The sequence below is a fragment of the Vagococcus humatus genome (genome assembly GCF_003950325.1).
In the GTDB taxonomy this organism is placed as follows: Bacteria; Bacillota; Bacilli; order Lactobacillales; family Vagococcaceae; genus Vagococcus_C; species Vagococcus_C humatus.
Genome location: NZ_PXZH01000002.1, coordinates 1 through 15,577, shown reverse-complemented (window position 1 = coordinate 15,577; position 15,577 = coordinate 1). Strand labels below are relative to the sequence as shown.

At 35.6% G+C, this 15,577-nt stretch carries 13 protein-coding genes, 24 tRNA genes, 1 rRNA gene and 1 riboswitch; of the genes, 2 read left to right on the top strand and 36 right to left on the bottom strand.

What is annotated here, in order from left to right; all coding sequences use genetic code 11:
- Positions 1-20: 20 nt before the first annotated feature.
- The 10 genes from C7P63_RS05125 to manA form a co-directional block, all read right to left on the bottom strand.
- Positions 21-2,783, bottom strand: a complete 2,763-nt coding sequence (locus tag C7P63_RS05125) for a sigma 54-interacting transcriptional regulator (protein ID WP_125943095.1) — start codon at positions 2,781-2,783, stop codon at positions 21-23.
- Positions 2,784-2,802: 19 nt separating this feature from the next.
- On the bottom strand, positions 2,803-3,993 hold the full coding sequence (locus C7P63_RS05120) for an MFS transporter (RefSeq protein WP_125943094.1): 1,191 nt from the start codon (positions 3,991-3,993) through the stop codon (positions 2,803-2,805).
- 79 nt (positions 3,994-4,072) lie between these two features.
- Positions 4,073-4,849, bottom strand: coding sequence for a 2-dehydro-3-deoxy-D-gluconate 5-dehydrogenase KduD (kduD, locus tag C7P63_RS05115; RefSeq protein ID WP_125943093.1), 777 nt, complete (start codon positions 4,847-4,849; stop codon positions 4,073-4,075).
- A gap of 25 nt (positions 4,850-4,874) precedes the next feature.
- Positions 4,875-5,705: a 5-dehydro-4-deoxy-D-glucuronate isomerase gene (kduI, locus tag C7P63_RS05110; RefSeq protein ID WP_207853000.1), complete on the bottom strand. Its 831-nt coding sequence runs from the start codon at positions 5,703-5,705 to the stop codon at positions 4,875-4,877.
- A gap of 26 nt (positions 5,706-5,731) precedes the next feature.
- Positions 5,732-6,751 (bottom strand): sugar kinase, encoded by a 1,020-nt coding sequence (locus C7P63_RS05105; protein ID WP_125943091.1) that lies wholly within the window; start codon positions 6,749-6,751, stop codon positions 5,732-5,734.
- 2 nt (positions 6,752-6,753) lie between these two features.
- The gene (locus tag C7P63_RS05100; RefSeq protein ID WP_207852977.1) at positions 6,754-7,395 is read right to left on the bottom strand and encodes a bifunctional 4-hydroxy-2-oxoglutarate aldolase/2-dehydro-3-deoxy-phosphogluconate aldolase; all 642 of its coding nucleotides are present in this window, start codon (positions 7,393-7,395) and stop codon (positions 6,754-6,756) included.
- Positions 7,396-7,501: 106 nt separating this feature from the next.
- Positions 7,502-8,293, bottom strand: a complete 792-nt coding sequence (locus C7P63_RS05095) for a carbohydrate-binding protein (RefSeq protein WP_125943089.1) — start codon at positions 8,291-8,293, stop codon at positions 7,502-7,504.
- Position 8,294: 1 nt separating this feature from the next.
- The gene (locus C7P63_RS05090) at positions 8,295-9,077 is read right to left on the bottom strand and encodes an IclR family transcriptional regulator (protein ID WP_125943088.1); all 783 of its coding nucleotides are present in this window, start codon (positions 9,075-9,077) and stop codon (positions 8,295-8,297) included.
- Between the two features lie 83 nt (positions 9,078-9,160).
- Positions 9,161-10,000, bottom strand: coding sequence for a YitT family protein (locus C7P63_RS05085; RefSeq protein ID WP_125943087.1), 840 nt, complete (start codon positions 9,998-10,000; stop codon positions 9,161-9,163).
- 113 nt (positions 10,001-10,113) lie between these two features.
- A complete protein-coding gene (manA, locus tag C7P63_RS05080) occupies positions 10,114-11,085 on the bottom strand; it encodes a mannose-6-phosphate isomerase, class I (RefSeq protein WP_125943086.1) in 972 nt (323 codons plus the stop codon).
- Positions 11,086-11,246: 161 nt separating this feature from the next.
- Here manA and C7P63_RS05075 point away from each other — a divergent pair, with 161 nt between their 5' ends.
- On the top strand, positions 11,247-11,447 hold the full coding sequence (locus C7P63_RS05075) for a hypothetical protein (protein ID WP_125943085.1): 201 nt from the start codon (positions 11,247-11,249) through the stop codon (positions 11,445-11,447).
- Between the two features lie 56 nt (positions 11,448-11,503).
- On the opposite strand, the gene thiT is transcribed toward C7P63_RS05075, so the two are convergent.
- The gene (gene thiT / locus C7P63_RS05070; protein WP_125943084.1) at positions 11,504-12,067 is read right to left on the bottom strand and encodes an energy-coupled thiamine transporter ThiT; all 564 of its coding nucleotides are present in this window, start codon (positions 12,065-12,067) and stop codon (positions 11,504-11,506) included.
- Between the two features lie 74 nt (positions 12,068-12,141).
- Positions 12,142-12,244, bottom strand: a riboswitch (TPP riboswitch).
- 181 nt (positions 12,245-12,425) lie between these two features.
- Here thiT and C7P63_RS05065 point away from each other — a divergent pair.
- On the top strand, positions 12,426-13,208 hold the full coding sequence (locus C7P63_RS05065; RefSeq protein WP_125943083.1) for a (S)-acetoin forming diacetyl reductase: 783 nt from the start codon (positions 12,426-12,428) through the stop codon (positions 13,206-13,208).
- A gap of 118 nt (positions 13,209-13,326) precedes the next feature.
- Here C7P63_RS05065 and C7P63_RS05060 read toward each other — a convergent pair.
- The 25 genes from C7P63_RS05060 to rrf all read right to left on the bottom strand — a co-directional run bounded on the left by C7P63_RS05060 (position 13,327) and on the right by rrf (position 15,569).
- Positions 13,327-13,398, bottom strand: a tRNA-Glu gene (locus C7P63_RS05060).
- Between the two features lie 20 nt (positions 13,399-13,418).
- Positions 13,419-13,492 (bottom strand) — tRNA-Ile (locus C7P63_RS05055).
- A gap of 16 nt (positions 13,493-13,508) precedes the next feature.
- Positions 13,509-13,579: transfer RNA gene (locus C7P63_RS05050), tRNA-Gly, on the bottom strand.
- A 13-nt stretch (positions 13,580-13,592) separates the two neighbouring features.
- Positions 13,593-13,665 (bottom strand) — tRNA-Phe (locus C7P63_RS05045).
- A gap of 4 nt (positions 13,666-13,669) precedes the next feature.
- A tRNA-Asp gene (locus C7P63_RS05040) sits at positions 13,670-13,742 on the bottom strand.
- A 10-nt stretch (positions 13,743-13,752) separates the two neighbouring features.
- Positions 13,753-13,825, bottom strand: a tRNA-Met gene (locus C7P63_RS05035).
- Between the two features lie 10 nt (positions 13,826-13,835).
- Positions 13,836-13,925 (bottom strand) — tRNA-Ser (locus C7P63_RS05030).
- An 11-nt stretch (positions 13,926-13,936) separates the two neighbouring features.
- Positions 13,937-14,008, bottom strand: a tRNA-Glu gene (locus C7P63_RS05025).
- A 24-nt stretch (positions 14,009-14,032) separates the two neighbouring features.
- Positions 14,033-14,122 (bottom strand) — tRNA-Ser (locus C7P63_RS05020).
- A gap of 14 nt (positions 14,123-14,136) precedes the next feature.
- Positions 14,137-14,210, bottom strand: a tRNA-Ile gene (locus C7P63_RS05015).
- Positions 14,211-14,224: 14 nt separating this feature from the next.
- Positions 14,225-14,295 (bottom strand) — tRNA-Gly (locus C7P63_RS05010).
- Between the two features lie 10 nt (positions 14,296-14,305).
- A tRNA-Asp gene (locus C7P63_RS05005) sits at positions 14,306-14,378 on the bottom strand.
- Positions 14,379-14,388: 10 nt separating this feature from the next.
- Positions 14,389-14,461: transfer RNA gene (locus C7P63_RS05000), tRNA-Met, on the bottom strand.
- Positions 14,462-14,471: 10 nt separating this feature from the next.
- Positions 14,472-14,561: transfer RNA gene (locus tag C7P63_RS04995), tRNA-Ser, on the bottom strand.
- A gap of 11 nt (positions 14,562-14,572) precedes the next feature.
- Positions 14,573-14,646: transfer RNA gene (locus C7P63_RS04990), tRNA-Ile, on the bottom strand.
- Between the two features lie 22 nt (positions 14,647-14,668).
- A tRNA-Met gene (locus C7P63_RS04985) sits at positions 14,669-14,742 on the bottom strand.
- A 16-nt stretch (positions 14,743-14,758) separates the two neighbouring features.
- A tRNA-Pro gene (locus C7P63_RS04980) sits at positions 14,759-14,832 on the bottom strand.
- An 11-nt stretch (positions 14,833-14,843) separates the two neighbouring features.
- A tRNA-Arg gene (locus C7P63_RS04975) sits at positions 14,844-14,917 on the bottom strand.
- A gap of 4 nt (positions 14,918-14,921) precedes the next feature.
- A tRNA-Leu gene (locus C7P63_RS04970) sits at positions 14,922-15,007 on the bottom strand.
- A 21-nt stretch (positions 15,008-15,028) separates the two neighbouring features.
- Positions 15,029-15,100: transfer RNA gene (locus tag C7P63_RS04965), tRNA-Gly, on the bottom strand.
- A gap of 4 nt (positions 15,101-15,104) precedes the next feature.
- Positions 15,105-15,177: transfer RNA gene (locus C7P63_RS04960), tRNA-Thr, on the bottom strand.
- A gap of 14 nt (positions 15,178-15,191) precedes the next feature.
- A tRNA-Leu gene (locus C7P63_RS04955) sits at positions 15,192-15,273 on the bottom strand.
- Between the two features lie 9 nt (positions 15,274-15,282).
- Positions 15,283-15,355: transfer RNA gene (locus tag C7P63_RS04950), tRNA-Lys, on the bottom strand.
- A gap of 3 nt (positions 15,356-15,358) precedes the next feature.
- Positions 15,359-15,431: transfer RNA gene (locus C7P63_RS04945), tRNA-Val, on the bottom strand.
- Positions 15,432-15,453: 22 nt separating this feature from the next.
- Positions 15,454-15,569: ribosomal RNA gene (gene rrf, locus C7P63_RS04940) — 5S ribosomal RNA — on the bottom strand.
- Positions 15,570-15,577 lie beyond the last annotated feature (8 nt).

Genomic DNA, 15,577 nt, shown 5'->3' with positions numbered 1-15,577 from the left:
AAAAAATTGGATTTGCTTTGTTAATAAGCAAATCCAATTAGATTTAATTGAAAAAGTTGATGTAAATAAGCAATTTCGCCTAAATCAACTTCTACATGATAAACTGATTCAAAAGTTTCCAAACCTTTTTTAATTGTTTGGATAAAGAAAGAGTGCTCTTGGATAAACAATTCTCGGTCAATATGTTCATCTTCAACATAAGTTCGAGTAATAACTCGTTCAATCATACAGCTAATATGAATGTATAACGCTGTTTTTAAATTATTAGGGATTTTAATTTTAAAAGTTAATTCCCAATAATCTATCATTTCTGATATAAGTTCTATTGTCTTTTCAGGATTTAAAATACTTAACATGGTTACCAAATTTTCTAAAGATAAGGTTTTCATCATACCATTATTCAACCCTTGAATTTCTTCCGTAGATAAATACTGGCCAAAAATTCGCGTTAAATGTTTAAGACCATCTTGAGACATCACATCATCTAATCCTATATAAGGAACACTTTCCACATGAGGATCTGTTGTTCCAAAAATACCAATAATATCATAGCGGCTAAACATAGTTGTGTTGTTTTTCATTTTTTTCAAATGTTGATAGTCTGTTGTAACCAACTCTAAATTTAAATCTTTTGGTAAATGTTCATTCATAACTTCTTGCAGTTTTTTAGCTGTCCCCATACCTGTTTGGCAAGAAATAATCAATGCTGGTGGACGTTTTTTGTCTGGCTCAAACAAAGCATATTGAGAGACATGATGTCTAGTAGCTTCTTCAACAATATACTCAATGTTTTCTCGGTTAATAATTTTAAAGCCGACATCTAATGCTAGTTTAGTAGAAACATTATCAATAATCGCTATAGGACCATCTAACCGATCTTGCAGAGCTTCCTTTAAATCTTGCGTATGACCAATATCAATTAAAATAATTGTGCCATTCCCTGTTTCATGCAAAGATAAATATCTTTGTAATTTTTTGATTATTTCTTTAAAACTAACTTCTAAAGACATATCAATTCCTTGATACACTTTTTGTCCAATCATAATATTAGCTGTTTCTGCAATACTTGAGGCAGTACTACTTCCATGACAAATCACGACCCCATTAATTTGGTCTTTATGTTTTAACCGATTGTAATAGGATAAAATAGTTTGTAAAACAAAATAATCCCATTCAGTGAAATAAATATCTGATAAGTCAGAGATTTCATTTAGCAAATAAACAAATAATCCTACTTGTTTATTGATATAGGGCATTTTTTCTAAATAAATTCGGTTATATGCGATTGGCTCTTTTAATTCATAATCACTAGCTTGATCTTGTGAAATAAGTAGCTCTAAATACGTTAGAACAATCGTCTTTATTTCAGGTAATATTTCAATTTGATGAGATTCATACATGATTTGTGTGACTTCATCAATTAAATATTGTAGCTTTACTTCAAGTATTTTATCTATTAAAATGTCTTCTTTAAACTTATCTAAATGCCGTTCTATCTCTTCAAAAGAACCATTTAACCAACGACTAAAACTTAGATTACCTTTAAGCATGACATCGCCAATCAGCCTTAACTCATCATACATTTGCTCTAACATATCTCGCTGAGAGAAATAACCTGGATCAATCACTTGACCAGTTGTTTTAATTTCTAATACCTCTTTATTGTATAAATCAACCAATTGAACTGCTTGTTTTTTCAAACGTTCTGGTAAGTCCGTAATTGAAATAGTTAGTTCATCTTCATCTAACTGTCTAACATAAGCATTACCACAAATATAGCGTACAAGATTAGCAAGTTCTCCCACGTTACCTTTAAACTGATAAGTAATCATAAATGTAAACAGATTTTTTTCTATTTTCAAATTTTTTCCTATTTGCTTCGCTTCTTGTTTTAGAAAATAATATAAAAATTCTCTTTTTTCTTTTGTCCCACGTTCATCAAGAGAAGGAACTTTCGCTACGATGGGAATTCGTCGGGTAAATGTATCTAGCAAATAATCTCCGATATTCTCCGTTGTAGCAAACATCAGCCTTACCTCTGCTTGTTTCCAATGTTCATTTTCTCCAAGAGGTTTAAAACGGCCTTCATCAATAAAGTAAAAAAGTTTTTCTTGGCTCTCAGGTGACAACCGGTGAACTTCATCAATAAATAGGAGCCCACCATCACTTAATTCTAACAAACCTTTCTGATCTCGATCTGCTCCAGTAAAACTTCCCTTTTTATATCCAAATAACTTAGAAGATAATAACTCTGGATTATCAGCATACTCTGCACAGTTAAAAATACTAAAAGGGGCATCTTTTTCTAATAAACTAGTATCAACTGCATATTGATAAAATTGTTTAACTAAATACGTTTTACCAGAACCTGTTGGACCTGTTAACAAAAAAGGCATTCCTTTAGGCGGATATGATAAAGCAATTTTTCCTTGTTTTAAAACAGTTTTCAGACTATGTTTTGAGCCAATAAGTTGCTCTAATACATCGGATTCTCCTGATTCTTCTAAAAGTTCTTCGAAAGAGTCATACATCTCTTTTTCAGGAAAACTCCCTATTAATTTAGGCAATATAGACACCGGAATAAAATAAACAGGTTTTGTATTAATTTTAATAAGCTCTTTTTCTTTGAATAAATTATTCAAATGATGATTGACTACATTACTTTTTTTCCCCACATTTTCAGAAATAGACTGAGTCGTTGCAAAACTGCAGGTTGCTTCATCTAATGTATCAATTTGCTGGTATTTATCTGTTAAGTAAATTAAATAATCTTGTTTATTCATTCATGCCAACACCCTAACTTTATTTCATTTGTTTTTTCTCTAATCGGTTATGCCAAACTACTCCTAAAAACATTAGAATGATGGAAACTACAATCGCACTCATTCCTGTTTGAATCCCATATTGACTAGCTAGTACTCCTGTTAACATCGGCATTAAAATACCTCCTAAACCGCCAATAACCAAAATCCAACCTAAAGCCATTGGATGTTTTTCAATCGATTTGCCTGCAATCGTCATAGCAGTAGGATAAATCCCTCCCATTGAAGCACCTAAGCCTAACACAATCCATAATATAGTAAAACCATTTGTACTTGCTAATAATAAAAAGTAAAATACTACGCTTAACAAACTAATAACAAATAATAACTTACCTCGGCGAACTCTATCCCCAAAGAAAATACAACCTAAACGTCCTATTAAAATACCAATCCATAAAACAGAACTAATCATTTGTGCCTGTGACGTTGATAAAATATTAGCCTCAATAAAATAAGTCACTAACCAACCTGTTATCGCTGCTTCAGCACATAGGTAGAAGAATAAAATTCCTACTGTTAACCAAAAGAATTGATCTTTCATAAAAGTGAACCCTTGTTTTCCTTGATTATCTTTTTTCAGTTGTGTTGACTCTTTTGGTAGCTTCATTTGATAAAATAAAAACTGAGAAAATAAAATAAGAGCAATAATAACGTAGCAGGCCACTTTCCAACCTTTTTTATCTCCAACTATTTGGTTAGCTACAATAATTAAAAAAGGCGATAATAATGCCCCTACCGCAAACAAACTATGTAAAAAGTTCATAGCAACCGGGCTACTGCCTGATACATTATTAACTGTTCGGTTGTTGAAATTTGAAATACTTCCACGACTAATTCCAGTAAAAAAGAAACTTATTAAAAGAATCCAATGATTTCCTGTTACCGTCATCGCATAAAAACCGATCATCACAAAAATACTTAAAAACATAATAGAACGTTTTTCTCCAAAGTACAACGGTAACACTCCAGCAATAAATCCTCCTAATAAGTTACCTGCTTGGTGTCCTGAAATTAACATACCACTCACTACTTCGTTTAAACCATATTCTGCACGTAAATACGGTAATAGCGAGCCAAAAACCATGGCATATAAACCATTAACAAAAAAAATAAAAAAGCAACAAATTAAAATATACTTTTGTTGACGTGATAATTCTTTATAAAAAGACACTTCACTCTTCCTCTCTAATACAAAAGATAGGAGACGTTAAAATTAACGTCTCCTTCTATTATTTTCTTATGAAATAGGGTTAGCGTACTAACCAACCACCATCAACTGCAACAATATGACCAGTCATATAATCAGATGCACGACTTGCTAAAAAGACTACTGTTCCCATTAAATCGAAAGGTTCTCCCCAACGGTTAGCAGGAATTCTATTTAAAATTTCTTGATTACGTTTTTCATCAGCACGAATAGGTGCAGTATTAGCTGTTTTAATATAGCCTGGTGCAATAGCATTGACTTGAATATTTAGTTCGCTTAATTCATTAGCAAATGCTTTTGTTAATCCTGCAACTCCATGTTTACTAGCTGTGTAAGAAGGAACAAATTTTCCTCCTTGGAATGACAACATAGACGCAACATTAATAATTTTACCGTAACCTTGTTTCGCATAAACTTTTGCTACTTCTTGACTCAAGTGATAAACAGCATTTAAGTTAATGTCTAAAACAGCATTCCAATCTTCATCTTTATATTCAAGTAAAGGTGAGCGACGAATAGTTCCCGCATTGTTTACTAAAATATCAATTTTATTAAATGCTTTTAAACAAGCTTCAGTTACATCTTTAGCTGCATCTGCTTTTGTTAAATCTTGTTGGAAAAATTCTACTTGACGACCTTCTTTTTCAACAAGTTCTCTCGTTTCTTCCCAATCAGTATCATGAGTTACAACAAACACATCTGCTCCAGCTTTTGCTAACGCAACCACATATCCTTGCCCAAGACCTGTATTACCACCTGTTACAATCGCTACTTTGTTTTTCAAACTAAAAAAGTCCATTGAAAAATTATCTAATGACATATTTACATCCTCCGACTGCTTTTTATTATTTTAATTCTGACATTGGAACCATATCCATGTCTGTATAAGTAATATTCTCGCCACACATTGCCCAAATAAAAGTATAATTACTTGTTCCAACGCCTGTATGAATAGACCAACTTGGTGAAATAGTTGCTTGTTCATTACCCATTACTAAATGTTTGGTTTCATCTGGTGTACCTAAGAAGTGGAATACTCGTGTATCTGGATCCATATCAAAGTATAAATAAGTTTCCATACGTCTCTCATGAGTATGACAAGGCATAGTATTCCAAGAACTTCCTTCTGCTAAAACAGTATAACCCATTTGTAATTGACAGCTTTCACATACATTTGGATGAATATATTGATGAATTTTACGCTCATTTAATGTTTTTTGCTCACCTGTTTCCATTGGTGTAATGTCTGCAATAGCAATTTTTACATTTGGATATTTTTTGTGAGCTGGAACAGAAACACAGTAAAATTTAGCTGGATTGTTCACATCATCTGATGTAAATTCAACATTTTTAGTTTCTTTCCCAATATAATACCCATCTTGCTTAACCATCTTATCTTCTTGACCGTCTATAATAATACTTCCAGGACCACCAATGTTGATAACTCCTAACTCACGACGTTCTAAGAAATAATCCACACCTAATTCAGTGGATAATTTAATACTTAACGCTTTATCTGTTGGTGTAACGCCACCAAAAATCATGCGATCATTATGTGTATAAGTTAAACAAACTTTTCCTGGTGTAAAAATTTCTTCTATTAAAAATTCTTCTCTTAATTTCTCTGTAGAATAATGTCTAATATCCTCAGGGCTATGTGCATAACGTGTTTCCATTTTCATCTTTATCTTTCCTTTCATATTTATCTAACAATTTTGCTAGATCCACTTTCTATAAAATCACGAACTGTTTGATCTGAAAACATACAAGCATCTCCTGCAATCGTATGTTTAAGAGTTGAAACAGCTGTTGCATAATCTATCGTTTCTTGTGGAGTTAAGCCTTCTAATAATCCATATAAGACTCCAGAAGTAAAGGCATCTCCTCCGCCTACTCGATCTACAATATTTGTAATCGCATAAGTTTTAGACATGAACAATTGTTGGTTCATCCACAATGTTCCAGTCAAATTATTATCACTAGCAGAACAAACCTCTCTAATCGTTGAATAAAATACCGATATATTAGGAAATTTAGTTTGCATTTGTTGATAGTAATAAATTAATTCTTCCTCTGTTGTTAAACTTTCTTCACACTTAGGAATATTCAGTAAATAAAGAGCATCCATTTTTCCCATAGAACAATAATCTACAAAAGGCAGTAACTTCATTAAAAATTGACTTGCCTCTTTTTGACTCCAAAGTTTCACTCGATAATTCATATCAAAAGAAACAGAAATACCACGATTTTTTGCTTCTTTCACAATACTAAGTGTCATTTCTTGCCACTCTTCTGTTAATGCTGGAGTGATTCCCGAAATATGTAAAATGGAAGTATCTTCTAGAATGCTTGACCAATCCCAGTCTGATAATTGACTTTTAATAAATACAGAGTCTTGCCGATCATAGATAACTTTTGCAGAGCGAACACTGGTGCCAGACTCTACATAATAAGTCCCTAACCGTCCATCTTTCTCAAGAACTTGAGAACAGTCTACTCCATGTGCCAATAGATGTTTTTTTACTCCCTTACCTAAATCATTGGTCGGAAGCACGCTAACTAATTGGGCTTTTTTACCGAATTGAGATAAACTAATTGCTACATTAGCTTCACTACCTCCGTAATGAGCTTGAAAACTAGAACTATTTTGAATTAAACAACCATAATCTGTTGATAATCTTAGTAACAGTTCCCCTACTAATACTACTTTTTTATTTGTCATGATTACCCTCTCACTTCACGATAGGCTTTCATGTATGCTTCAGCACGTCGGGTAATTCCTTCATAGCCTTCATCATCTAATGTTACTAGATTACCACCTACTCCTACCGCAACAGCTCCATTAGTTAACCATTCTTTTATATTATCTAAGTTGACACCACCAGTTGGCATAATGTTCGCTTGTGGTAAAGGTGCTTTAATAGCTTTAATAAAGGAAGGTCCGTAAACACTAGCTGGAAAGACTTTAATAACTTCAACTCCATACTTCATTGCTTCTGTCATTTCTGTAATAGTCATACATCCTGCCATATAAGGTACTTGATAAAGATTACAAATTTTTGCAATATCTTTATCAAAAGATGGACTTACTATAAATTTAGCACCAGCCATAATAGCAATCCGAGCAGTCACACTATCTAAAACAGTTCCCGCTCCAATGACTACTTCTGAATCTTGATCATATTGTTGAACAAGATTAGCAATAACTTCATCTGCATTTGGGACAGTAAAAGTTACTTCAATCGCTTTAACTCCACCCTCAACCAAATGTTTGGTCATTTTAACTGCTTCTTCTTGATTTTTGGCGCGTAAAACTGCTACTACACCATTTTTTCCTAATTGAGTCAACACATTGCTTTTATTCATCATTCCACCGTCTTTTCTTATTTGGAAATCTATATATCTTATTAAGAAATCTAAATTCATTATAGACGGAGTCTTTCGAAAAAGCAAGGGGTTTCATTTAACAAGCTTAAAATCCTTCAGTTCCAAAGACTTTTAATTGAGTAAGAGCTGGGAACGGTGACTCATCTTCATGCTTAATTAAATCCTTTAATATCAACCATTCAATATTTTCTTTTTGGATAGACATTAATTGTGGTGTTAATAATTTATCTAATAACACCTTTTCTTCAGTTCCATCTGAAAATTCTAAACTTGCTTCTGTCCAGTAACTATCATGAGGATAATCTCCTCTTAAAACCAGTTCGATTGTATCAATATTGACTGGGCGGCCAAACTCTAATTTAAGATAGGCATCCTCTTGTCTATTAATACCCCAAGATTGAAATGGATAGCGGCCGTGATAATCGTTTGCTAAAACACCATCAATAGCATTTCTAGCAAAAAAGACTGTTTCATTACGAGTTTCAACATTAGCACTAGCATGAGGATAAACCCCTGTATCTTCTTTTTGATCATGAGGATTTAGTGCTAAATTACGATACTGATAAATTTCATATTCCTTAGCGTAACGAACTTCTATATAATGACGCTCTCCTTTAAAAGAAAAAGGATAATAAGCAGTTCTATCATGTACTTCAGGAATAGTATAATGCCATTCAGCTCCTGGCATATAAATAAAAGTTGTATCCAAACTAGCATCTAATTTAACCATTAAGTAATCTTTATCAGCTGAATCATTTTTAATAATAATTTTATCTCCTACATTATAAGTTCCTTTATAACCTAAATAGGCACAATCATTTCCTCGATGTTGTGCTTTTATTTCTCCATTTACATCCTGAATCAATAGTTCTAACATGCTATTCTCCTTCTTTCTGCAATAGTTTTATAATATTTTTTTGTGTTTCTTTCATCAATGTGGAAATACGGTCAATTTCTTCAGGTGTGGCACGAAATTTAGGTAAACTTACACTGAATGCTCCGTATTCATTATTCCCCATTGGTAAGGACATACCAATACAAAAACAATCTTTTTCTAACTCTTCATTGTCATAAGCTAAAGCAGTCTCTTTAACTTTTTCGATTTCTTCTAATAATTCTGATTTATCTAAAATAGTATTAGGGGTATAAACTTTTATATCTACTTGCTCTATATACTTTGTCATTTTTTTGTCATCCATTACAGCTAATACGGCTTTCCCCATAGCTGAACCATACAAAGGACGAGTATTACCTATTCTTGATGACATCACAATCGTTTGTCTTTCTGGTTCTAACTTGTCTAAATAGACAATTTGATTGTTTTCAAGTAAACCTAAGTGAATCGTTTCATCTACTTCTTGATGCAACTGATTCAGATAAGGTCTAGCAATTCTGATTAATTCTGACTCATGTAAATATTGATTGCCAAATCTAGCTAATCTAGCTCCCAATGTATAGGTTTTCAATTCTTCATTTTTGTGTACATAACCAATAAGTAATAAAGTATCTAAAATTTTTAATGTGGTAGATGGTGTAAAGCTAGCTTTTTCAGCAATTTCAGTCAAAGTTAACCCCGCTTTATCTGTATGATAATCAGATAAAATAGTTAACAATTTTGATGCTTTAATTAACACGCCACCATAAGGTTGTTTTATTTCCAATTAAGAATCCTCCTTTTCCTTATAGGAAATATGATATACTAAATAAAAAAAAAAGCAAGGGAGAATCTCCCTTGCCGATACATTTATGTCGTTAATCGATTTAAACTAAATCCACGCCCCATAACATCACTCGCTGCTGTAGCAATAACAAAAGCTTCAGGATCAATGGATAATACTTTAGTTTTTACTTGTTGAAATTCTTTTTCTGGTAGCACGCACATAATCATTTCCTTATGTTCTTTTTGGTAACCACCTTCGATTGGAATCACACTTAAACCACGATTAATATTATGATGAATCATGTCTTTAATTTCTAAAGTTTCAGATGAAATAATAAACACATTTTTAGAAATTCCTAAGCCAACTTGGACTAAATCAATCACTCTTCCAATCACAAATAAACAAATTAATGAATAAAATACCGTGTCCGTATCAAAAGCAATAAAAGCACTTAATATAACTAAACCATCTACCAAAGAAACAGCTAAGCCCATAGGTATTTTTACATACTCATGCACTATTTGAGAAATAATGGCTGTACCACCAGTGGAAGCATTCCCTTTAAAGACTAATCCTAATCCAATCCCTGTAATAATACCACCAAAAATAGCACCTAATAATTGATTATGAGTAAATACTGGAAAATGACCTACAATTGCGACAAAAAAAGGATACAGCATACTACCATAAATAGTTTTCATCCCAACTTCTTTTCCCAACATAATAAAACATAAAATCAACAGTGGAATATTAATCGCATAAAGTGTTACTGCTAGAGGCACTTGAAATAATTTATTAATAATAATACTAATACCATTCGCTCCACCTGCTACTAGATGATTAGGTAAAAGCAATGAATTGATTGAAATCGCTAGTAAAAAAGCACCTAAAGTCACATAAGCAACATCTTTGAATTTTTTCATGTAAATTTCCTCCTTATATCCATTTATTCTCACAAAAAAATAGAAAACCGAATTCGGCTTTCTATTAATACGTTTCATAGTATAACTAATCTTACTGAAAAAATCAACTATTGTTAGATTCTTCCGTCTTCTGTTTCCGCTAAGATTAATGTCATATTTCCTTCTAATTTCCAATTTTTTACTCCGTTTGGCAAAATAAAGTGTTGCCCTTTTTCTAAAGAGTAAGTTGTCCACTGGTGTTCTTCTTCAATCAATAGCTGCCCTTTACCTTCTATTACACTAACCAAACTATAAGGAGCACTTTGTCTATTGTTCAACTGATCGACTACTGTTAATAAATAAACATTAAAGAAAGAAGAACGGACTAAATCTAATCGACTAGATTTCCCCTGAAACACTTCTTTTTGAACCAAAGCAGGATCTTGATGAGGAACATTAGTCACATCAATCGATTTATCAATATGTAATTCTCGTTTATTGCCATCATCACCTAATCGGTCATAATCATAAACTCGGTAAGTTGTGTCACTACTTTGCTGTGTTTCTAACACCATAATACCTTTTCCAATCGCATGAATAGTTCCACTCGGCACATAAAAGAAGTCTCCTTGTTTAACAGGTACTCGGCGTAATAATTTATCCCATTGTCCTGAAGCAATCATAGAGCGTAATTCTTCTTTTGTCTGCGCATGATGACCATAAATAATTTCAGCTCCTGGCTCTGCAGATAAAATATACCAGCATTCTGTTTTACCTAAATCTCCTTCATGAGCGAGACCATAAGTGTCATCTGGATGAACTTGAACCGATAAATCATCATTAGCATCTAAAATCTTAGTCAATAAAGGAAAGCGATCTTCTTTTGGATTTCCAAATAATTCTTTATGGTTATCCCAAATATCTGTTAAGAGTTTTCCTTCGTAAATACCCTTTGCAATTTTACAAACACCATTAGGATGGGCACTAATTGCCCAACATTCACCAGTTTTATCACTAGGAATGGTGTAGCCATATTCTGTACTTAAGTGATTACCACCCCAAATTTTTTCTTTGAAAACAGGGGTTAGAAAGATTGGTTGTTTCATCATAAACCTCCTTACAACTGATAGTTGTATTATAGCATAAATCAATTTGAGAAAACTAACAGAATCAGTCCTACGTTGGAATAAAAATCCGACTTAAGTAGGATGGGGATCCTTTAATCTCATGCTACAATAAATTCAGATAATAAAAGGAGAGAAAAACAATGACTATAGAAAACATCTTTAAATATACTTGTACTGTTGTGGGCTTTATTATTGTCACTGGTTTATTGTTTACCATGTTAGGTGGATTAATTGGATTTACCATTCATATTATTCTTCCTCTTATATTCGTTGTTTGGCTTTCAAGATTTTTCTTCAAAGAATCTCCTGCCACACAACCTACTTATAAACAATCACATTAGTCAACAAGTCAACAGTTTTACCCCCAAAAAAAGAATAGCCCTAGAGCTATTCTTTTTTATTTTTTAACAATAAATAAACTAGGCATCATTTGGTTCAACAAAATTAGTACACCTATCGTTACTCCACAAGTAGCTAGACAGCTAATACCATTCATAACTAAAGAAAATACAACAGGACTCATTCCCCACATAGCGTATTTTCCCCAAAAAATAACTCCTGCTATAAAATGCCAAAAATAACGAGCTAAACCACCTACTAAAGTAGACACTATTAGTGACGAGATAGAAATCGAATTTTTTTCTTGGATTTTTTTTGAAAACAGTCCTGAAAAACCAGCAAAAGTAAAAGCTACCACATATTCTATCAACACTTGACTAACAGTTAAATAAGTTACATCTCCTGTAGCAAAATGCAGTAGCCCCCAAACTAGTCCTGAAAAAAGACCTGGAACTAACCCTCGACGAATTCCATAAATAGTTAAAGGAATCATACCTAAAGAAACTGAAAAACTACTCCCAATTTTTAAAGGAATCAGCGATAAAATAATCGCTAAAGCTGCCACAATTGCCCCTTCAATCCAAACTCTTAAATCTTTTGATCCCGTTACGACTGGGTTCATAAAAAAACTCCTCCTTTTTAAATGTATAGAACACTTCCCATACAACAAAAAGGCGGAGTAGATTATTAGATATCTCTCTACTCCATCACAATCCCTCCGCTTGCAATTAACAAGATCAGGTTCCAAGGGTCCGAGCTAACGCCCTATCTCAGCCAATAGGCACCCCTTTGTGATGGTAAGTTCTATTTAATTGTGTCTTAATTTTCTCATTAACTACCTCATAAGTCAAACTTTCAACTATAATAATTGTTATAAAATATTTTGTGAAATAAAACAGTTATTACTTTTTGAAAAATAACTCTTGTAGTATAATAAATTTGTATTCGTTACCACTATAAATTTGAAAAGAGGCTATAATATGGAACAAAAACAAATTAAAGTTGCAATCGTTACTGGTGGAGGGCAAGGAATTGGAGAAGCTATTTGTAAACGTTTATCACAAGATGGCTTTAAAATTGCTGTAGCTGATTTCAATTTAGATACAGCTACTAGTGTTGCTAACACTATTAATGATAATGGTGGTCAAGCTATTCCAGTACAAGTGGATGTTGCTGATAGAGAATCAGTTTTTGCAGCCGTTGAAAAAACAGTAGAATCTTTAGGTGATTTACATGTTATTGTCAACAACGCTGGATTAGGACCTCAAACACCAATCGAAGAAATTACTTATGAACAATACCGAAAAGTCTACGATGTCAATGTTGGGGGAACTTACTGGGGAATACAAGCTGCTGTTAAAGCCTTTAAAGAACTTGGCCATGGCGGAAAAATTATCAATGCTTCTTCACAAGCAGGTCAAGTAGGTAATCCTGGCTTAGCTGTCTACGGTGGAACAAAATTTGCTATCCGTGGTATTACACAAACAGCTGCTAAAGATTTAGCACCTCTTGGTATTACTGTCAATGCTTATTGTCCTGGTATTGTTAAAACACCTATGATGATGGGAATTGCACAACAAACAGCTGATGAAGCAGGAAAACCATTTGAATGGGGAATGGAACAATTTGCTAAAGATATTACATTAAAACGTTTATCTGAACCTGAAGATGTAGCTGCCTGTGTTAGCTATTTAGCAGGACCTGATTCTAATTATATGACAGGTCAAGCCTTAATTATTGATGGTGGTATGGTATTTAATTAATACCTTTTGCATATTTCTATATAGAGTCTTTTTAAATTAGAGTGCTAATCTAACTTAAAGAGGCTCTATTTTTTATAGTTAAACAAAAAAAGACATCTAATATATATTAGATGTCTTATGACCCGTACGGGACTCGAACCCGTGTTACCGCCGTGAAAGGGCGGTGTCTTAACCGCTTGACCAACGGGCCAATATTATAAAATGAAACAATGGGCCTAAATGGACTCGAACCATCGACCTCACGCTTATCAGGCGTGCGCTCTAACCAGCTGAGCTATAGGCCCTAAAAATAATTACCAAAGCGGGTGACGAGAATCGAACTCGCGACAACAGCTTGGAAGGCTGTAGTTTTACCACTAAACTACACCCGCAAAAGTACTTAAATGGCTCGGGACAGAATCGAACTGCCGACACACGGAGCTTCAATCCGTTGCTCTACCAACTGAGCTACCGAGCCTAAACGGTTCCGACGGGAATCGAACCCGCGATCTCCTGCGTGACAGGCAGGCATGTTAACCCCTACACCACGGAACCTTTAAGTCAATTGCGGAGGTAGGACTTGAACCTACGACCTTCGGGTTATGAGCCCGACGAGCTACCAACTGCTCCACTCCGCGATATTTTTAAAGGAGGATAAGGGATTCGAACCCTTGCGTGCTTTTACACACCTGACGGTTTTCAAGACCGTTCCCTTCAGCCGGACTTGGGTAATCCTCCATGACTGTTAATGACCCGTACGGGACTCGAACCCGTGTTACCGCCGTGAAAGGGCGGTGTCTTAACCGCTTGACCAACGGGCCATGGAAAATATAAATTTGCTAAAACGGAGAAGGAGGGATTTGAACCCTCGCGTCGGTATTATCCGACCTACACCCTTAGCAGGGGCGCCTCTTCAGCCTCTTGAGTACTTCCCCAAACCAAAATCTAATGGGCCTAAATGGACTCGAACCATCGACCTCACGCTTATCAGGCGTGCGCTCTAACCAGCTGAGCTATAGGCCCTAAAAAAATACTAAAGCGGGTGACGAGAATCGAACTCGCGACAACAGCTTGGAAGGCTGTGGTTTTACCACTAAACTACACCCGCAAATATGAAACGGTTCCGACGGGAATCGAACCCGCGATCTCCTGCGTGACAGGCAGGCATGTTAACCCCTACACCACGGAACCTTTCAGTTAATTGCGGAGGTAGGACTTGAACCTACGACCTTCGGGTTATGAGCCCGACGAGCTACCAACTGCTCCACTCCGCGATATTTTTAAAGGAGGATAAGGGATTCGAACCCTTGCGTGCTTTTACACACCTGACGGTTTTCAAGACCGTTCCCTTCAGCCGGACTTGGGTAATCCTCCACTTGAACTAGTGGACCTTGTAGGACTCGAACCTACGACCTAACGGTTATGAGCCGTTTGCTCTAACCAACTGAGCTAAAGGTCCAAGTGCCAACGTTTTAAAATGATCGCGGCGGAGGGGATCGAACCCCCGACCTCCCGGGTATGAACCGGACGCTCTAGCCAGCTGAGCTACACCGCGTTATTAACAAAAACTATCGGGAAGACAGGATTCGAACCTGCGACCCCTTGGTCCCAAACCAAGTGCTCTACCAAGCTGAGCTACTTCCCGTAAATATAAAACGCGCCCAAGAGGAGTCGAACCCCTAACCTTCTGATCCGTAGTCAGACACTCTATCCAATTGAGCTATGGGCGCACAATGCCGAGGACCGGAATCGAACCGGTACGGTAATCACTTACCGCAGGATTTTAAGTCCTGTGCGTCTGCCAGTTCCGCCACCCCGGCTTAATAATTTTGTTCGTAGAAAGCGGAAGACGGGGTTCGAACCCGCGACCCCCACCTTGGCAAGGTGATGTTCTACCACTGAACTACTTCCGCATAATGCCGGCTAAAGGACTTGAACCCTCGACCCTCTGATTACAAATCAGATGCTCTACCAACTGAGCTAAGCCGGCTATTATCTTCTTGATGCGGGTGAAGGGACTTGAACCCCCACGCCGTTAGGCGCTAGATCCTAAATCTAGTGCGTCTGCCAATTCCGCCACACCCGCATGCTAGGATGACCCGTACTGGGCTCGAACCAGTGACCCTCTGATTAAAAGTCAGATGCTCTACCAACTGAGCTAACGAGTCATATGGAGGTTAACGGGATCGAACCGCTGACCCCCTGCTTGTAAGGCAGGTGCTCTCCCAGCTGAGCTAAACCTCCATAATAATAATATAATAACAAAGCGTGGCAACGTCCTACTCTCACAGGGGGAAACCCCCAACTACCATCGGCGCTAAGAAGCTTAACTTCTGTGTTCGGCATGGGAACAGGTGTATCCTTCTTGCTATCGCCACCACACTATGTTG